The organism is Agarivorans sp. QJM3NY_29 (genome assembly GCF_050870835.2).
Lineage (GTDB): Bacteria > Pseudomonadota > Gammaproteobacteria > Enterobacterales > Celerinatantimonadaceae > Agarivorans.
Genome location: NZ_CP194036.2, coordinates 3,704,485 through 3,722,305, shown reverse-complemented (window position 1 = coordinate 3,722,305; position 17,821 = coordinate 3,704,485). Strand labels below are relative to the sequence as shown.

The window sequence follows — 17,821 nt, the reverse complement described above, 5'->3', positions numbered from 1 at the left end:
AGCGTTGTGCATCGCAATTTTAATTCAATTGCCGCTACATTGCTTATAAGCCGAAGTGTTCTTTAATGGCTTTAAAATAGCGACGGCTCACTGGTAGTTGATTGCCGCTCTTGGTGGTTAACAGGGCACCACCATGTTCTTCCAAGCTAAGTTCTGAAATTGCATCAAGGTTCACCAAGTGCTGGCGATGGCAGCGTAGTAACGGAGATTTTTCTTCCAGGACTTTGAGCGTGAGTTGGGTATGATTTAAGCCTTTAGCGGTTGCGACATGCACACCACTTAAGTCACAGGAAGCGTACTCGACATCTTCTAAACGGATCAATTTGACGCGCTGGTTGAAATAACAAGGGATCAGGCGTAGCGCCTGATCTTTGAGCAGCTTTTGATAAGCGTGAGGTTCTTTAGCGAGTGGCGGGGTATCATTGCCCTGTGTATTGAAGCGTTGTGTTAAGCGATCAATCGATTTTGCTAAGCGCTTGCTATCGATTGGCTTGAGCAGGTAGTCGACCGCATTTTGTTCGAAGGCATCAACGGCAAACTGATCGTAGGCGGTAACAAAAACAATTGCTGGCGGCTCCTCGTTATCGAGCATGTTGGCCAGTTCAAGACCACTAATTTGAGGCATCTCAATGTCCAAAAATAGCACTTCCGGTTTGAGTTTTTTAAGATTTTTTAAGCATTCAATGGCATTGCCAAATTGGCCAAGCAGTTCGATTTGTGGATGAGCTTGCAGCATTTCGGCAAGCTCTTCACGGGCCAAGGGCTCGTCATCAACAATAAGGGCTCTCATGAGCTTGGCTCCTGGGGCAGCGAAATAATGACTCGTGTATACTGATTCAGTTGGCATTCTACTTGTAAAGCGTAAGCGCTACCAAAGGCGTTACGTAAGCGGGTATCCACGATGTGCATACCTAAGCCATCACTGCTGGCCTGTTCCTGCTTTTGGTACAAGCCTGCATTATCTTCGATAACCAATTGTTTTAAGCCTGCCTTCACTCGACTGTAGATGGTGATTTTCCCTCTATCTAAGAGGTGAGCCGTACCGTGTTTAATTGCATTCTCGACTAAGGGTTGCAGGGTAAATGTGGGCAGCTCTAGTCTTAGAAAATCATCAGCGATGTGTTGTTCCACCACTAAGCGGTCGGCAAAGCGAACCTGTTCAATATGCAGGTAAGCATTCACATGTTCAAGTTCGACACTCACAATACTGGTCTGAGAATTACGCTTTAGGTTGATCCGTAAAAATAGCGCTAGATCGGCAATCAATTCGCGCGCGGCGCTAGCATCACGTTTCACCACCGCACTGATGGTATTTAATGCATTAAACAAGAAGTGTGGATTAATTTGGGCGCGTGCTAGTTTGAGTTCGGCTTCGGTGAGTAGCTGTTGTTGCTGTTGCACATGGCTATCACGTAGTTGTTCGGCAATCACTTTCGCAATTCCTTCCCCCAGCGTTCGGTTGATATGTAGGAATAGCCGCCGTTTGGATTCATACAGTTTTACGGTACCTATTACCTCGTTGTCACTCCCTCGGATTGGCACCACTAAGGCTGAACCTAATGGACATTTATCGTGACGACTGCAGCGGTAGGGCTCTTCTACGCCATCGGCAAATACCACTCTATTTTCACTAATGGCTCGATGAGTTTGCTCAGAGGAAATTGGACGCCCAGCTTGATGATGGTCTGAGGCTAAGCCAATGAAAGCTAATACTTTTTGAGTATCAGTTATTGCCACCGCCGATACGCCCGTTTCTTCGTGAATAATATTGGCAATACGCACCGCATCATCTTGTTTAAAACCGTGATGGAATATCCCGACCATGCGTTGTGCAATGATCAGTGCCTTGGCCGAAGAATGACTACTAAATTTATCATATAGGTGGCGACGGTCACGGATCATCATCATAAACAGCGCGGCGCCAACGGAGTTTGCTAAAACCATTGGAATGGCAATTTTTTCAACTAAGTCTAGTGCTTGATCAAACGGCTTAGCAATGGCTAGGATCAGCAGCATTTGCATCGTTTCGGCTAAAAATGTGGCAATAAAAGCAATGCTGGGGGAAAAAATATGCTCGTTGTGGTGACTTCTACGGCGGATCCATAGATGGAATAGTCCGCCAACCAGGCCTTCGAAGGTTGTTGATACGGCGCAAGCTAGGTCGGTGAATCCACCCATGGAATAACGATGGATACCGCCAGTTAAGCCCACCAGTAAACCTAAAATAGGCCCACCAAATAAACCGCCCAGTACGGCTCCAACTGCTCGAGTATTGGCAATTGCGTCATCAATACCTAAACCGAAGTAAGAGCCGAGGATGCAAAAAACCGAAAACAAACAGTAAATGGTAAAGGCATTGGGTAAGCGTGGCGACAGATTCGAAAGCGGTAAAAATGCGGGTGTTTTACTGAGTAAGTAGGCGATTACTAAAAAGACGCTCATTTGTTGAGCTAACGATAATAGGAGAGAAAAATCGCTGATTATCATTGATGATGAGCGCCTCGGTTGTTGGCGGAAGGATATATGTTTTTTTTCTAAGATTACAGGATATTAGCATACTGTTTGCAGCAAGCTATAGGACTAAGCACATTCTTGGTGAAAGCTTGTGGCAACAGAGTCATGTTTGTCTGCTTGCAAATGGTGTAAGCACTGGTATGGTGATGGGTTTTCATAATAATTAATCCCCTTAAGGGGAAGGAATGTGTGGACGCAACGCCACCGGAGTATAAGAGCAAATGCAAAACGATCCGATCAACGATATTAATATTTCGTCAGAACAAATCCTAATTACCCCAGAACAGCTTAGAACAAAGCTCCCTGCCTCGCCAGAAGCGCTCAAGTTTGTGCTCGAATCACGTAAAACCATTGCGGAGATCTGCCATCACCGCGATCCTCGGTTATTGGTGATTACTGGCCCTTGTTCTATTCATGATCTAGACCAAGCAAAAGAATATGCGACTCGCTTAAAAAAATTACATGATCAGTATCGGGATCGTTTGTTTATTGTGATGCGGGTGTATTTTGAAAAACCACGTACCACCGTGGGCTGGAAAGGATTTATTAATGACCCACATATGGATAATACTTTCGACGTGGAAACTGGCTTACATAACGCCCGTGAGTTGTTGACGTGGACAGCGGAGTTAGGCTTACCAGTCGCAACCGAAGCCTTAGACCCTATTAGTCCTCAGTATTTATCTGAGTTATTCTCTTGGGCTGCAATTGGTGCGCGTACCACGGAGTCACAAACTCACCGTGAAATGGCGAGTGGCTTATCGATGCCTGTTGGCTTCAAAAACGGCACCGATGGCAATCTTGGAACAGCGATTAACGCGATGCAATCGGCGGCACATTCACATCGCTTTATGGGGATAAACCAGCAGGGGCAAGTGGCTTTGTTGCAAACCCAGGGTAACCCTGATGGACACGTGATTTTACGCGGTGGTAAACAGCCAAATTATGATTCTGTGAACGTTGCCTTAGCCGAACAGGCGATGGTTAAAGCGGGGTTAAGTCCGAGCTTAGTGGTGGACTGTAGTCATGCAAACTCGAGTAAGAATCACGAACTACAGCCTTTAGTGGCAGAAAATGTGATTAATCAAATTGAAGAAGGCAACAAATCAATTATTGGTTTAATGTTAGAAAGCAACTTGGCTGCAGGTAACCAGCCAAGTGAAGCACCTAAATCAGATTTAAAATACGGTGTATCAGTAACCGATGCTTGTATTGATTGGGACTCTACCGCCACATTATTGGAAAAAATGTTTAATGAACTTGGCGATAGCTTAGCCAAGCGTTTGGCATCTTAGAAGACGGAAACGACATGGTTCAAGCTCTAAATCTGTTGCGTGACCAAATTGATGCGGTTGATCAGCAACTGCTTGATTTACTGCAGCAACGAATTCAATTGGTGCATAAGGTTGGTGAAGTTAAAACCCAACATGGTTTACCCATTTATGCCCCCGATCGTGAGGCTGCAATGTTGGCCAAGCGCCGTGAAGAAGCGGCGAATAAAGGCGTTCCTCCAGCCTTAATTGAAGACGTTTTACGCCGGGTCATGCGTGAATCTTATACCAGCGAAAAGGACAGCGGTTTTAAAACTGTGAAACCAGCGCTGGGCGGGATCGTGGTCATTGGTGGTCGAGGTCAATTAGGTAGCCTGTTTGTGCAGATGTTTCGCTTATCGGGTTATCAAGTGGATGTGATTGGTAAAGATGATTGGGAGCAAGCGCCCGCGCTGTTTGCTAACGCTGGCCTAGTGCTCGTGTCGGTACCAATTAATCTGACTGAGCAAGTGATTTCCCAGTTAAGTGAGTTGCCTGCCGATTGTGTATTAGCGGATATCACGAGTATTAAGGCGGCACCCTTAAATCAAATGCTCGCGGTGCATCGAGGGCCGGTGGTGGGTTTACATCCAATGTTTGGCCCGGATGTGCCGAGTTTGGCCAAACAGGTGGTTGTCTATGCCGATGGTCGTGGAAGTGACAGCTATCAATGGTTGTTGCAGCAGATGCAAATTTGGGGGGCTCGCTTACATGCGGTGGCTGCCGAAAGTCATGATAAAGCGATGACTTTGATCCAATCGTTGCGTCACTTTACCTCGTTTGCCTATGGTCAGCATTTGGCTGAAGAAAATGCCGATTTGCCGCTATTGCTGGACTTAAGCTCGCCTATCTATCGTTTAGAATTGGCGATGGTGGGACGTTTGTTTGCACAATCACCAGATCTTTACGCCGATATTATTATGGCCTCAGAGCAGAGTATCTCGATGATTAAACGTTATCATCAACATCTGGGACAGCTGGTGGATTTGGTTGAACGTAAAGATCGAGATGGTTTCATCGCGTCTTTTGAGCGTGTTAGTCAATGGTTTGGTGATTACTCTCAAGAATTCTTGCAAGAAAGTCGCAGCCTGCTACAACAAGCCAACGATAGTCGCCGTTTATAAGTTCGATTTATCTAGGTTTTATCCGAAGCCAGTCTATATGACTGGCTTTTTATTCGGTTTTATCCCAACTTGAATTTGCTTGTGATTGCGATTGCGACAGGCTTAAGCGGTTTGCGGTTTGGCAATTTTTTGCTCCAACCATTTTAATGCATCTGTTCTACGAGTGAAGAATTGCACTGTTTCATGGCCTTCTCGGTAGGTTTTTTTTAAATGCCAAACTGCCACATCACAAATGTCTATATCAGAAAGCACGAAGGCGGTGGCAATTCGGCCACGTTGTTTATCATCTTTTAACCATTCGATCAGCACATTGGCTGCCTCTTCCGTATAAAAAGTATCGCCATGAAAGGTCGCAAGTACCGCCCAAGGCGCACCGAGTAATTGTTGATGTATCGGTTTGGCTTTCATCGCGCCTTGTTGCAAGAGAATGAGGTTCCAGGGTCCGGTCCCTTCAATCTCCATAATTTTCCCATGAACGGAGAACGTCATGGAACCATGTGGTTTAAGCAAAGTGACTGACTCCAGCAAAATTATCCGTTGGAAATGGCGATAGCTCTGTATGAACTTGAACTGGGGATAAAAGCATTGTGAACAATGCGGTTTATGCCATGTTCAAGTTAACTTATCTTGAGTTACTCGTTTCAGCAATAGCCGCGTGAAAAATCAACCCTGGGATGTGCATTCAATCTCCATATGATGGTTTGCTTAACGGTTATTGAACCAAATGAGTATTTATTTCGCAGTGTTTTAGTTGAGCACTCAATGACTTTTTAAGTTGATTAATACACCAGGATTTGGCCTGTCCCATGGGATCTCTTTTCCAAGCCATAACCACATCAATGGTTTTATTCGGACCAATCATGACCAGCTCTTTAGAATGCAGATAGGGCTCTATCATAAAGTAAGGCAGAGTTCCGATCCCCAAGCCTCGGATAATGGCTTTCACTTTACTATGGAAGTCTGAAACGCTAAGAAACTGTTGGCCATCTAAAATGTTGTGGTTCAGTGGTGGGAGTTCTCTAGCACTATCGGCCACACTAATGATGCGAAAGCTTTGGCGGGTTTCAGGCGTTAAAGGATCGAAGGCCTGGTGAATCGGATGTTGGGGAGCCGCAACCCACACCATGTCTATTTTACCCACCTGAGCGACTTTCGTTTCAACGGGCGCGCTTAACGAGGGTGTTGCAATAAGAATATCCGCATGCTCATAGCGAAGCGCTTCCCAACAGCCTGCGAGTACTTCTTCACGTAGAATTAATTGGGTATTGGCAATTGATGCGAGAGACTCAACTAATGGGAACAATGCTTCACAGCCAATAATGCCATCGTAAGCAATGGTTAACTTCGATTCCCAACCATTGTTTAAGGCATTGGCTTCTAACACCAAATCATCCGCTGCTAATAACAACTGACGGCCGCGTTCTAACAAGAGTTGTCCTGCCGCGGTAAACTTTGCTTTATGGCCAGAGCGATCAAAGATCATCAGGTCGAGTTCTTGTTCTAGTTTTTGAATTTGATAACTTAAACTGGATACAGAACGATTCAGTTGCTCTGCTGCAAGAGAGAAACTGCCATAGCGCTCGATAAGATCAAGCATCATAATGCTGCTTAATGAGAGGGGCTTTTTCACGACGGATCCTTTAAGTTTTTGTTCTTTTCTGCGTAAGCATGGCAAATGGCAGAGTCAATCCTCTTACTGGGATTGATTCTGCCATCATAATATAAGCTGTAATGATGTGCTCGCTTAACGATCGCTTCCCCATTGTTGATAGCTAACCGGAGTGGTCACGATGGCTTTATAGGAGACCGTACCCTGTTGAGTCGATAATTCCTCTACTTTTACGGTGCTTTTGCCTAAGGCTACTTTGCTGTTGAATTGTTGTTGGCTCAAGTTTAGTTTTTGATTTAAATCTCTTGAGCTTAAGTCGTTGAGTTGTGCGACCAGTTGCCAACCTTGGTCAAAAGCTTCTGCTTTGCTGGAAAGGCTTTGAGTTTCTAGTGTGGCATTGCTGTGTTGTATATTGTTAACTGAAGCTTGCGTAAAAAAGCTGGCGAATAACATTGATAGTACGATAATTTTTTTCATAATTTAATCCTTAAGTGTTTGATTTATATTCCTGAAACTGTTTGTTCAGGCATGTATAAATAGTAAGACTAAGGCTGTGGAGATGATATCGGGAAAAACAAGACAAGTTGTTCGGAATATTCGAACAAGATTGAGCGCGACTATTGAAGCATGTTTGAGTTAGCTGAATTGGTCTGCGACCTTGCAGTAGCCTTACTATGAAACTTTGGCCTGCCCTTGTTCTAAAAATAGATAATCATACAATGGCAATACCTAAATGAAACGGATGAATATAGATGTCTCAACTATCGGATAAGTTTTTGCAGCAGCTCAACTGGGTTTGCGGTCAGATGCCTCGCACGGAACGGGTTTTAAATGAATTTTCTAGCCTACCGCCAGTCAAAATCGCCATTTGCACCCACCTTGATATTAAGATGGTCCCGGTATTTGAAGGTTTGTTAAATGCGGGCTGCCAACTATTTATCACCACCTGTGATCCGAATACAGTGCGTGATGAAGTGGTTGTTTACTTAGTGAGTAAAGGCGCAGAGGCCGAAGCTTGGAAGGGGATGTCACAGCAAGCGTGGTTGGCTTCCTTAGACAAAGCTGTGGCTTGGCAGCCACAATATATCTGTGAATTTGGTGGCGAGCTGACCGCCCTCTATCATCATCAGCAGGCTTCTGGTCTGGTAGCTGCGATGGAAGGCACGGGCTCTGGTGTTGCCAAATTAAGGCCCTTAGCTTTGTCGGTCCCTGTATTGAATTGGGACGATTTGGATGCCAAAGAGGGCTTACATAATCGTCATATGGTGGGGCTCACCGCCTGGCAAGCGTTCTGTGAGCGTACTCATTTAACCCTGCATGAAAAACGAGTGACCTTATTAGGTTATGGTTTGGTCGGGCAGGGCGTTGCGGCGGCGGCGCGGGCCTATGGCGGTCAGGTCACAGTGATCGAACGAGATCCGGCACGCCAGCTTATGGCGGCTTACGATGGCTGGGCAACCGCAGCGCTTGACGATGTACTCGCCAGTACCGATGTGTTGGTGACGGCCACTGGCGCTAAAGCGGTGGTTGGGCGTTCGCAGTTAAGTCGACTCAAATCCGGTGCTTTTGTTATGAATGTGGGCCATGGCAGTGGTGAAATTAAAATGGCCGAGTTAAGTGATGACCCCGTCAGCGAAGTGATGCCACATATTCACCAATACTATATCGATGGTAGATCGGTGTATGTACTAGCGAATGGTGCGATGTTTAATTTAACCGCTGGGTTTGGCGATAGTATTAATGCCTTTGATGTGACGCTGGCGATTATGGCGGGAGGATTGAAATACATGTTACTTCAAGGGAAGGATTTACCCGTGAGCTTACATCTCTTGCCCGAACAGGCTTGGAAGTCGGCACTCTCATGAGTTTCATCTTAGTTTCAGTCGTGTGAGCAGTTTTAATGAACCGTGAGCGTTGACTCGAACTCTTGGCTTGAAAGGGCTCAGCATCGCCTTTTTATGCTTTTCCTGATGAAGTATGCAACACCCTCGTGAGAGACTGCTGTGCAAACCAACCTTGATTGATCCCTTGTGGTACAGCGGATAAATTTTGATTGCTATCGTGCTCACAAGGCGCATTATCCCCAGTTCCACTTAAATAACTACTTTTTTAAGTGGATCCTGATTTCAGCTATGTTTATTCCCTGCATAATTGGTTAAAATTGCGCGTTTTTGGTACTCAGACGTAGGTCATTACAAGATGTTTGAAATTAATTCGGTGAATAATTCTCTGGCAGATATTAAAGAGCGTACAGAAGTACTCCGGGGGTATCTTTGACTACGATGCCAAGGCAGAGCAGTTAGAAGAAGTTAGTCGCGAATTAGAGCAACCTGAAATTTGGAATGATCCCGCTCGCGCCCAAGCTTTAGGTAAAGAGCGCTCGGCTTTAGAGTTAGTGGTAAAAACCATTGATAATCTGACGCAAGGTATTGAAGACGTTGCTGGTTTGGTTGAACTAGCGGTGGAAGCGGAAGATGAGGAAACCTTTGAAGAAGCACAAGTAGAAGCGGCGGACTTGGTGACTCAGTTAGAAAAACTCGAGTTTCGCCGAATGTTTTCTGGTGAAATGGATGAAAGCGATTGTTATATCGATATTCAGTCCGGCTCCGGTGGCACCGAAGCACAAGATTGGGCCAACATGATGTTGCGCATGTACTTGCGTTGGTGTGAGGCCCATCAGTTTAAAACTGAAATTGTCGAAGTCTCTGATGGCGACGTCGCGGGGATTAAAGGTGCCACCATTAAAGTGAGTGGTGAATATGCCTATGGCTGGTTACGGACTGAAACAGGGGTACATCGTTTGGTTCGTAAGTCGCCTTTCGATTCGGGTGGTCGCCGCCATACTTCATTTGCATCGGCATTTATTTACCCTGAAATCGACGATAGTATCGAAGTTGATATTGATCCCGGCGATTTACGGATTGATGTTTATCGTGCCTCTGGCGCAGGTGGTCAGCACGTGAACCGAACTGAATCTGCGGTACGGATCACCCACTTGCCTACCAATACTGTGGTGCAGTGCCAAAATGACCGTTCTCAGCACAAGAATAAAGATCAAGCGATGAAGCAGTTAAAAGCCAAGTTGTTTGAACTGGAACTGCAAAAGCAAAACGCTGAAAAGCAAGCAGCAGAAGACACTAAATCGGATATTGGCTGGGGCAGTCAAATTCGTTCCTATGTCTTAGATGATTCACGTATTAAAGATCTACGTACTGGTATTGAGAACCGAAATACTCAAGCAGTATTAGATGGTGATTTAGATAAATTTATTGAAGCTAGCCTTAAATCAGGGCTGTAACGAGCAAGGTTTTCACATGTCGGAACAAACAGAACAAAGTCTGGAACAAGTAACACAAGAAGAAAATAAACTAATTGCAGAGCGTCGCGCTAAGTTAGACAAGATCCGCGAAAACTGTGCAGCCAATGGCCATCCAAATCATTTCAAACGTGAGCATTTAGCAGACAGTTTACTGCAAAGTTTTGGTGAACTGTCTAAAGATGAGCTTGAACAAGCCGGTAATGTGGTGAGCATTGCAGGTCGTATTATGGCGAAACGTGGTCCATTTTTGGTGTTACAAGATGTTTCTGGTCGTATTCAAGCTTATGCGCCAAAGCCGGTACAACAAGCGCTTAAAGAAATCGGTGGCTTAGACATCGGTGACATTATTGGTGTTAAAGGAGCGCTACACAAGTCGGGTAAGGGCGATCTCTATGTGAATATGGATGACTACGCTTTATTGACCAAAGCCCTACGTCCCTTGCCTGAGAAGTTCCACGGTTTAACCGACCAAGAGCAACGTTATCGCCAACGTTATGTTGATTTGATCATGAATGAAGATTCACGTACGACCTTCATGATCCGCTCTAAAATTATCTCAGCCATCCGTCAATTCATGATTAAACATCAGTTTATGGAAGTGGAAACACCGATGATGCAAGTGATTCCTGGTGGCGCGACTGCGCGTCCATTTGTGACTCACCATAACTCCCTCGACCAAGAGATGTTCCTGCGGATTGCGCCAGAGCTATATTTGAAGCGTTTAGTGGTAGGTGGCTTTGAGCGAGTGTTTGAGATTAACCGTAACTTCCGTAACGAAGGTTTATCACCTCGCCATAATCCAGAATTCACCATGATGGAATTCTATATGGCTTATGCAACCTTCGAAGATTTAATGGATCTCACCGAATCGATGTTGCGCAGCATTACCCAAGAAGTATTGGGTTCAAGCGTAGTGCGTTATGGTGACGAAGAATTTGATTTTGGGAGTACCTATCAGCGTATTCCAATGAAGCAATCGATTCTGGATTTCAACCCTGAACTGGGTGTTGAACAGTTGCAAAGTCTCGAGGCTGCCAGCGCAGTGGCGAAGCAACTTGGTATTGAAGTGCAAGCCAATTGGGGTCTTGGTAAAGTGATTACCGAAATCTTTGAAGAGACCGTTGAGCACCGTTTGATTCAACCGACTTTCATTACCGAATATCCAGCGGAGGTGTCTCCTTTAGCTCGTCGTAATGATAACGATCCGATGATTACCGATCGTTTTGAATTCTTTGTGGGTGGGCGTGAAATTGCCAACGGTTTCTCTGAGTTAAATGACGCACAAGATCAAGATCAACGCTTCAAAGACCAGGTTTCACAAAAAGATGCCGGTGATGATGAAGCGATGTTTTACGATGCAGATTATATTACTGCGCTAGAACATGGTTTAGCACCGACTGCTGGGCAGGGGATTGGCATTGATCGCTTGGTGATGTTGTTCACCAACAGCCATACTATTCGTGATGTTATCTTATTCCCAGCGATGCGCCCGCAAGCTTAACTATTTAAAAAGACTGAACAAGCCAAGCACTTTTAGCGAAGTGCTTGGCTTTTTTTTGCTTTACAGTGAGCTATAGTCGTGAATACAGGTTTGAGTGGTGAATAGGCGAGATAATGAAGATGGTGTTGCTTGGGACGGTTTTGGTACTACTGGTATTGCTTGGGGGGATGAGTTATCAAAACCTCAAAATGCCAAGCAACCTCGGCCTCAAGGATGGTCATTTAGCTGCGCTGGCGAGCACGCCTAATGGCGTGTCAACAGAAGCTCAAAACGAGAGTAAAAAAGTTGCGGCGTTACCCTTTAAAGGGGATTTAAAACAAACTCAATTGGCTGCTTTAGGCGCGTTGGCGAAAATGGGGAACAACCAAGTGATGCTCCGTAATGAAGTTTATGTTCACACGGTGTTTATTACCGCTAAGCTGCGCTTTCGCGACGATGTTGAGCTGTACTTTGACCCACGACAACAGCAAGTTCATTTTCGTTCGCAGTCTCGAGTCGGTTACTCTGATCGAGGAGTAAATTTGGCGCGTTATCGGCAGTTTGCCAAGCTCTATACGGAGCAAGAGTGAGCAAATCATAGCGCCTCGCTTTTAACTTGAGACTTAGCGGTGTTGTCTAGGCATGCTTGTTTTACATTTACCGATAGGAAAAATTCAGCGCTTACTGGGTACTTTCTTTTTCAATAAAGCGTGACCGAGTGTCCAAATGCTAGATGTTCTCTTTACCAAGATCGATTTGTTGTCTTAGCTTATTAAAGGATTATCACTAGACGCGGTATCAGCATGAAGTCTTTACTGACTATTTTAACGGTTTTTATTCTGAGTCTTGGGACTATGGCGCAGGCGCAAAAACTCCGTTATTTGGTGATCCCCAAAAGTGTCGACTCTCCTTTTTTTGATGCCGTGGAAAAAGGCTGCAAGCAAGCTGCGATCGAGTTAAATGTTGAGTGTCTCTATCTCGGGCCCGAAGAAGCGGATGCTCGCTTTCAAGATACCATCATTCGTCAGCAAATAGACGCCGGGATTGATGGGATTGCGGTTTCGGTGATTAACTCTCGGGTGTTGGTTAACCGTAGTATGTTGTTGGCAGCCCAAAAAAACATCCCGGTCATTAGCTTTGATTCGGATTTTTCGGAGCAAGCCCTGCAAGATAATCCTCAATTACGTTATAGCTACATTGGCAGTGATAACTTTCAGTTTGGCTATCAATTAGGCCTACTAACCAAGCGCTTAAAACCGAAAGGAGGGGTCTTTTGTATTTTGTCTGGACATCGAGCTGCGGCGAATATGGAAGAGCGCATGGCTGGCGTGTATGCGGCTTTAAAACTCAATGATGAGCATAAGAATGAGCTTTGGGAAGAACATACTCGCTGCCCAATTTACTCTGATGATGATGCACATAGAGCACTCTCTAATTTAGAAAAAATGCTGCGCTTACATGCCTATGCTCCTGAGTTATTAGATGTGTTAATTAATCTAGGTACCGGCGCTCAAACATTAACATTAAAATACACCGACGTTGTTAGCCCCTACCTCAAGGAACTTAACTCACGACAATTGATCTTGCTGTTTGGCGATACCTTACCTAAGCAAAAACAGTTGTTAATCGAAGGCTTAGCTCATGGAAATGTAGGCCAAAGGCCCTATGATATGGGGTATCAGGCGATTTACGCACTACATAGCATTAGGCAGGGCAAAACACTTGCGCCAATCATTTATACTGATTTAGAAGTTTGTGTGCAGGGGCAACAGCCACTTTGCCATTGATGTAGTGCGTGGCTTTCGCCGAGCCTCGGGCGTTTTAGCATTCCTTAATAACCGTTTTGTCGACTGGTTAATGCTTTTGGCTTTAGCCCTCAACAATGATTATAAGGTTTACAATCAGCATCGCAGAATACTGAACGCCCTCTACTAAGAGCCGAGAATCCACTACGGTTGATATTCATAGCGCTTACCTCTTATCTGTTTGTTTGTCTTTACCATACAAAAAAACCAAGCCATCGGCTCTCCCTTTTCAATTTCCGAGCGATGCGTTCCGTTAATCAACAGACTCGTTGAACCTCAAATAGTTATTTTTAGCTGCGGATAGATTGTATTTAGTGCTTATTTTACGCCTCCCCTTCACAAAGCGTGATCAGGTATTCAAATGCTGGATATTCTCTTTACCAAGGCTGATTTATTGACTTAGCTTATAACAGTGCTTAATCAGACGCGGTGTCACCATGAAATCTCTATTGATCATTTTAGCGGTTTTTTTTCTGAGCTTTGAGGCGATGGCGCAGCAGCATAAACTCCGCTATTTAGTGATCCCAAAAAGTATCGATTCTCCCTTTTTTGATGCTGTGGAAAAAGGCTGCATGCAAGCAGCGGCAGAGCTAAATGTTGAGTGTCTCTATCTAGGCCCCGAAGAAGCCGATGCTCGCTTTCAAGATAAGATTATTAGTCAGCAAATAGAATCGGGAATTGATGGGATTGCGGTTTCGGTGATTAACTCTCGGGTGTTGACCAAGCGAAGTATGCTGTTAGCTGCCGAAAAAAATATCCCGGTGATTACCTTTGATTCGGATTTTTCTGAAGTCGCTTTGCTGAAAAATCCTCAGTTACGTTATAGTTATATCGGTAGCGATAACTTTCAGTTTGGCTATCAACTGGGCCTACTTGCTCAGCGTCTTAGGCCACAAGGCGGGGTATTTTGCGTGCTTTCCGGTCACCGTGCCGCGACTAATATGCAGGAACGCATCAGTGGCCTATATGCCGCGTTAGGGAATAATAATCAAGATGAAGCGCCGCTCTGGGAAGAGCATACCCGCTGTCCTATTTTTGCCGATGACGATGCCGATAGAGGGCTGACCACTTTAGATAAAATGATCCGTTTACATATGTATTCTCCAGACTTGCTAAATGTATTGATTACCTTGGGTATGGGGGCCCAAGCAACGCCCTTAAAATATACTGACTCGGTCAGTCCTTACCTTGACCGACTTAACTCACGCCAATTGATCTTGTTGTTTGGGGATACATTACCGAAGCAAAAGCAGTTGTTAGCGGAAGGTTTCGCCCATGGCAATGTCGGCCAAAGGCCCTTTGATATGGGGTATCAGGCCATCTATGCACTCCATTCAATTGGTCAGGGTAAAACACTTGCGCCGATCATCTATACCGCTTTGGAAATTTGCGAACAGGGGCAACAACCGCTTTGTCAGTGATAAGCTGAGTTTGCCTTGCCTTACTTGCCTCAGATGATACCGACCGGTACGTCGCGCTTGCAGCTATTGTTAAAACTGATGATTTGTTCCAGATATTTTGAAGAGGCATTTGTGGGCGTAAATTTTACTTTGCTTAGCTGAACAAGTTTATCTCGACTTAATGGTTGGTGTTTTGCTTAGCAGGCCGTATAAAAGTCATCAGCATAATTTTATGACATATCGTGTAATCAATAAAAAGGAAATAATGAATGAATAAGGCTTCGATTAAACTGAGTGTATTGGCTTCAGCGCTGCTTATATCTAGTACCGTCATTGCTCAAGAAGGTAATCATTGGGGCTATACCGGACATCAAGGCCCGGAGCATTGGGCTGAATTGTCACCCGCTTTTGCGACTTGCGCGAGTGGTGTCAATCAGTCACCTATCGATATCAGTGACAGTGTCGAAGGCGAATTAGCGCCCTTGTCTTTTGACTATCAAGTGGCGGGTCAGCAAATTTTGAACAATGGCCATGCGGTGCAAGTCAATTATGCAGCTGGTAGCAAACTGAGTGTTGACGGTCACAGTTTTGAGCTGAAGCAATTTCATTTTCATGCTCCCAGTGAAAATACCATTGAAGGCCAGTCTTTCCCAATGGAAGCTCATTTTGTACATGCCGATGCTGAAGGCCATTTAGCGGTTGTGGCGGTGATGTTTGAAGCAGGTAAAACAAATCCAGAGCTTGCCAAAGCGTGGGCACAATTGCCGCATAAAACGGGTGAGAAATTCAAGCTTGAGCAGCAAGTGAGTGCCCTTAGTCTGCTTCCGGAAGATCATGATTACTATCGTTTTAATGGCTCGTTAACAACGCCGCCTTGTAGCGAAGGTGTGGTTTGGTTAGTGATGAAACAGCCGGTGAGTGCATCGAAACAGCAAATCGAGCAATTTGTTGAAGTATTACATCACCCTAATAATCGCCCAGTACAGGCGCGTAATGCCCGCGTTGTGATTAAATAATCCTCGCTTGTTGGTCAAACTTAGCGCCCATGGCGCTAAGTTTGACTCCCTCATAGAATCTTCTTTTTCATTTTTTTCCAAGTTTGATTTGATCATTGTTGCTTGAAAATACATGAGGTTAAACTAAGAAGGCTTTATTGTTCTTTGTTTGATGGCGTTGGCGCTCATAGATTTTTCGAATCAAGATGTTGTCGCTGAATTAGCCAAAATCTGGGTCATTCACACTTGCAAGTGGCCGGAGACTATTGGCATATTCAAGATTATTGAGTCTACAGCGGTTGCTATTAGAACATGTCGGCTCGTCATCGACATTGTTACTTGCAATCACGAGGCGAAGCATAAATTTTTGTTGGCTGGACTAAGAAAATTGTTGAGGCTATTTGGCCATGATCATCGGTATTGCAATCGAGTCAGCGAGTGCTTGCCCTTTAATTTGTGCCACTAGCGCCAGGCTAAATTCGATGGCTGTTCCCGGTCCTTGACTAGTAATGAGTTTATGGGGGTGATCCACCACTACTCGTTGCTTGGTTCGTTGCGTTTTGGGCAGTCTTTGTTGAAAAACCGGATGACCCGTTACCTGAGCTCGACCCAGCAGCTGATGGTGTGCCAGTACGATAGCGGGGGCTGCACAAATAGCCGCTAACCACTGCTGAGCATGGCGTTGTTGCAGCATGGTGATTAAGTCTTCACTATCTCGAAAACGTTCGCTTCCGGGGACCCCTCCCGGTAGTACAAACATGCAATAGTCGTTAGCGGAAATCTGCGAGAGCAACTTGTCTGCGACCAGCTTCACACCCCGAGACGCTGTGATTTGTAGTTGTTCATCGGCATCGACGCTGACTACATCGACCTCTATTTCAGCGCGTCGTAATACGTCGATTATGGTCACCGCTTCTATTTCTTCACTGCCAGAAGCAAGTGCTACCATCACTTTATCCATGGTGACTCTCCAATAATTTAATTTGTTCCAACAATGCTTTATGGTGCTGACAAGGCAGCTGGTGGATTTCGGCTAAGCGAACTACATAACCATTAATGTAGTCGATTTCGCTGGGTCGGTGATGTCTTATGTCTTGCTGCATTGAGGAATAGTTGTGGGCGGTATTGCTAGCCACCATTAATACCGTGTCAGTTAAGGTTTGCGAAGATAAGTTTATCCCCCCGGCTTGGGCCACTTGGCTAAGTTCTTGGCTCAACGCGTCGATTTGTTGGCGGTAGCGCGTTTGTAGGAGCTCGCCATTGGTGCAATTGTGGATGGCTGTGAGCGGGTTGATGCAGCAGTTTACTGCCAATTTTAACCACAAGGCTTGATAGATATTGTCTTGCCACAGTAAAGGGGCGATGGCGTTTTGAATCGAGTTGAAATGCTCAGGTGCGGCCTGATTGCGGATCACCGAGCCGATGTCTATTCTACCTAAACCGGTATGTTTCACGCTTAATTGCCCGGCTGTTTTTTGTTGTAGCAAAACGCCATGGGTATTACTGGCCAAACAAAGATGACCCGTGTCAACGCGGCTTAATAGTGGCGTGTGGGCGCCTAAACCATTCACCATTAGTAATACTTGGCAATCTTTGGGGATCTTGAGGTGTTGGATGGCTGGGCGCACTTGATGGGCTTTCACGCAGATAATAAGCCAATGACAGTCGGGTATTTGAGTGAGTACCGGTACATCCAGCTGGATTGTACCTTTGGTTAAACTGGTGACGCTCAGCGCTAACTGGCTGGAAACTGTTTGTCGACTATCGACAAAACAGACCGAATTTTGCAGCCCTATATGTCCGGCCAACCAGCCCCCAATGGCGCCAGCGCCGATTATTGCGCAGTGATACATCGATTCACCTTTTTCAATAATGCCCAACGACTCAACCATAGATAACTACCAATGCCCAGCAAATCGGCCAGTAGATCTGCCACCGATGCTTGGCGATAGCTGGTAAAACTTTGGCATAACTCGATCAGCGCACCAAATGCTAGCAAGCAGAGTAGGTTTATTTTATTTGAAAATAGGGCTAATTGAGCTAACCAAGCCAAATAGAAGAAGCAGCCGTAGTGTAAAATTTTATCGGTGTTTTGTAATGGACCTTGCAGTGCCATGGGGCGTAGCGCTAATACAAATACTGTAATTAGACTAATGAAAAATAGGCTACGGAAGATTAATCTGCGTTGGTTCGCCACCACACCATACTCTTTTGCTGACAAAGGGATATAATGCAATATTTTCGCATAAGGTCAGATCTAAAGGG

17 protein-coding genes are annotated in these 17,821 nt (G+C 45.2%); 9 read left to right on the top strand and 8 right to left on the bottom strand.

Translation table 11 applies throughout. The features are described from left to right. Positions 1-43 precede the first annotated feature (43 nt). Both btsR and ACRRS0_RS16935 read right to left on the bottom strand, forming a co-directional pair. Positions 44-790 (bottom strand): two-component system response regulator BtsR, encoded by a 747-nt coding sequence (gene btsR / locus ACRRS0_RS16940; RefSeq protein ID WP_432452040.1) that lies wholly within the window; start codon positions 788-790, stop codon positions 44-46. Then, a complete protein-coding gene (locus tag ACRRS0_RS16935; RefSeq protein ID WP_432452041.1) occupies positions 787-2,442 on the bottom strand; it encodes a LytS/YhcK type 5TM receptor domain-containing protein in 1,656 nt (551 codons plus the stop codon). Before ACRRS0_RS16935 ends, btsR begins: the two co-directional genes overlap by 4 nt. A gap of 293 nt (positions 2,443-2,735) precedes the next feature. On the opposite strand from ACRRS0_RS16935, the gene ACRRS0_RS16930 reads away from it, so the two are divergent. After that, the gene (locus tag ACRRS0_RS16930) at positions 2,736-3,809 is read left to right on the top strand and encodes a 3-deoxy-7-phosphoheptulonate synthase (RefSeq protein ID WP_432452042.1); all 1,074 of its coding nucleotides are present in this window, start codon (positions 2,736-2,738) and stop codon (positions 3,807-3,809) included. A 14-nt stretch (positions 3,810-3,823) separates the two neighbouring features. After that, positions 3,824-4,948: a bifunctional chorismate mutase/prephenate dehydrogenase gene (gene tyrA, locus ACRRS0_RS16925; protein WP_432452043.1), complete on the top strand. Its 1,125-nt coding sequence runs from the start codon at positions 3,824-3,826 to the stop codon at positions 4,946-4,948. Positions 4,949-5,050: 102 nt separating this feature from the next. On the opposite strand, the gene ACRRS0_RS16920 is transcribed toward tyrA, so the two are convergent. From ACRRS0_RS16920 to ACRRS0_RS16910, 3 genes are all read right to left on the bottom strand, one after another. After that, a complete protein-coding gene (locus ACRRS0_RS16920; protein WP_432452044.1) occupies positions 5,051-5,410 on the bottom strand; it encodes a hypothetical protein in 360 nt (119 codons plus the stop codon). Between the two features lie 250 nt (positions 5,411-5,660). Beyond that, positions 5,661-6,578: a LysR family transcriptional regulator gene (locus ACRRS0_RS16915; protein ID WP_432452045.1), complete on the bottom strand. Its 918-nt coding sequence runs from the start codon at positions 6,576-6,578 to the stop codon at positions 5,661-5,663. 114 nt (positions 6,579-6,692) lie between these two features. Further along, positions 6,693-7,034 carry a DUF3316 domain-containing protein gene (locus tag ACRRS0_RS16910; RefSeq protein WP_432452046.1) on the bottom strand — a complete coding sequence of 114 codons (342 nt, stop codon included), beginning with the start codon at positions 7,032-7,034 and terminating at the stop codon, positions 6,693-6,695. A 275-nt stretch (positions 7,035-7,309) separates the two neighbouring features. On the opposite strand from ACRRS0_RS16910, the gene ACRRS0_RS16905 reads away from it, so the two are divergent. The 7 genes from ACRRS0_RS16905 to ACRRS0_RS16875 all read left to right on the top strand — a co-directional run bounded on the left by ACRRS0_RS16905 (position 7,310) and on the right by ACRRS0_RS16875 (position 15,577). Next, the gene (locus ACRRS0_RS16905; protein ID WP_432452047.1) at positions 7,310-8,422 is read left to right on the top strand and encodes an adenosylhomocysteinase; all 1,113 of its coding nucleotides are present in this window, start codon (positions 7,310-7,312) and stop codon (positions 8,420-8,422) included. 334 nt (positions 8,423-8,756) lie between these two features. Next, a protein-coding gene (prfB, locus tag ACRRS0_RS16900) for a peptide chain release factor 2 (RefSeq protein WP_432452048.1) occupies positions 8,757-9,855 on the top strand; the annotation gives its coding sequence in 2 pieces (ribosomal slippage) (positions 8,757-8,831 and positions 8,833-9,855; 1,098 coding nt in all). A gap of 40 nt (positions 9,856-9,895) precedes the next feature. Beyond that, the gene (gene lysS / locus ACRRS0_RS16895) at positions 9,896-11,377 is read left to right on the top strand and encodes a lysine--tRNA ligase (RefSeq protein ID WP_432456151.1); all 1,482 of its coding nucleotides are present in this window, start codon (positions 9,896-9,898) and stop codon (positions 11,375-11,377) included. 113 nt (positions 11,378-11,490) lie between these two features. Next, positions 11,491-11,946 carry a DUF1499 domain-containing protein gene (locus ACRRS0_RS16890; protein WP_432452049.1) on the top strand — a complete coding sequence of 152 codons (456 nt, stop codon included), beginning with the start codon at positions 11,491-11,493 and terminating at the stop codon, positions 11,944-11,946. 213 nt (positions 11,947-12,159) lie between these two features. Beyond that, the gene (locus ACRRS0_RS16885) at positions 12,160-13,143 is read left to right on the top strand and encodes a substrate-binding domain-containing protein (RefSeq protein WP_432452050.1); all 984 of its coding nucleotides are present in this window, start codon (positions 12,160-12,162) and stop codon (positions 13,141-13,143) included. A gap of 455 nt (positions 13,144-13,598) precedes the next feature. Next, on the top strand, positions 13,599-14,582 hold the full coding sequence (locus ACRRS0_RS16880) for a substrate-binding domain-containing protein (protein ID WP_432452051.1): 984 nt from the start codon (positions 13,599-13,601) through the stop codon (positions 14,580-14,582). Between the two features lie 248 nt (positions 14,583-14,830). After that, positions 14,831-15,577 (top strand): carbonic anhydrase, encoded by a 747-nt coding sequence (locus tag ACRRS0_RS16875; RefSeq protein WP_432452052.1) that lies wholly within the window; start codon positions 14,831-14,833, stop codon positions 15,575-15,577. Positions 15,578-15,953: 376 nt separating this feature from the next. On the opposite strand, the gene ACRRS0_RS16870 is transcribed toward ACRRS0_RS16875, so the two are convergent. From ACRRS0_RS16870 to ACRRS0_RS16860, 3 genes are read right to left on the bottom strand one after another with little or no spacing between them, the layout of a single operon-like run. Continuing rightward, positions 15,954-16,517: a DJ-1 family glyoxalase III gene (locus ACRRS0_RS16870; protein ID WP_432452053.1), complete on the bottom strand. Its 564-nt coding sequence runs from the start codon at positions 16,515-16,517 to the stop codon at positions 15,954-15,956. Next, on the bottom strand, positions 16,510-17,448 hold the full coding sequence (locus tag ACRRS0_RS16865) for a ketopantoate reductase family protein (RefSeq protein ID WP_432452054.1): 939 nt from the start codon (positions 17,446-17,448) through the stop codon (positions 16,510-16,512). Before ACRRS0_RS16865 ends, ACRRS0_RS16870 begins: the two co-directional genes overlap by 8 nt. Beyond that, positions 17,391-17,756, bottom strand: a complete 366-nt coding sequence (locus ACRRS0_RS16860) for a VanZ family protein (protein WP_432452055.1) — start codon at positions 17,754-17,756, stop codon at positions 17,391-17,393. Before ACRRS0_RS16860 ends, ACRRS0_RS16865 begins: the two co-directional genes overlap by 58 nt. Positions 17,757-17,821 lie beyond the last annotated feature (65 nt).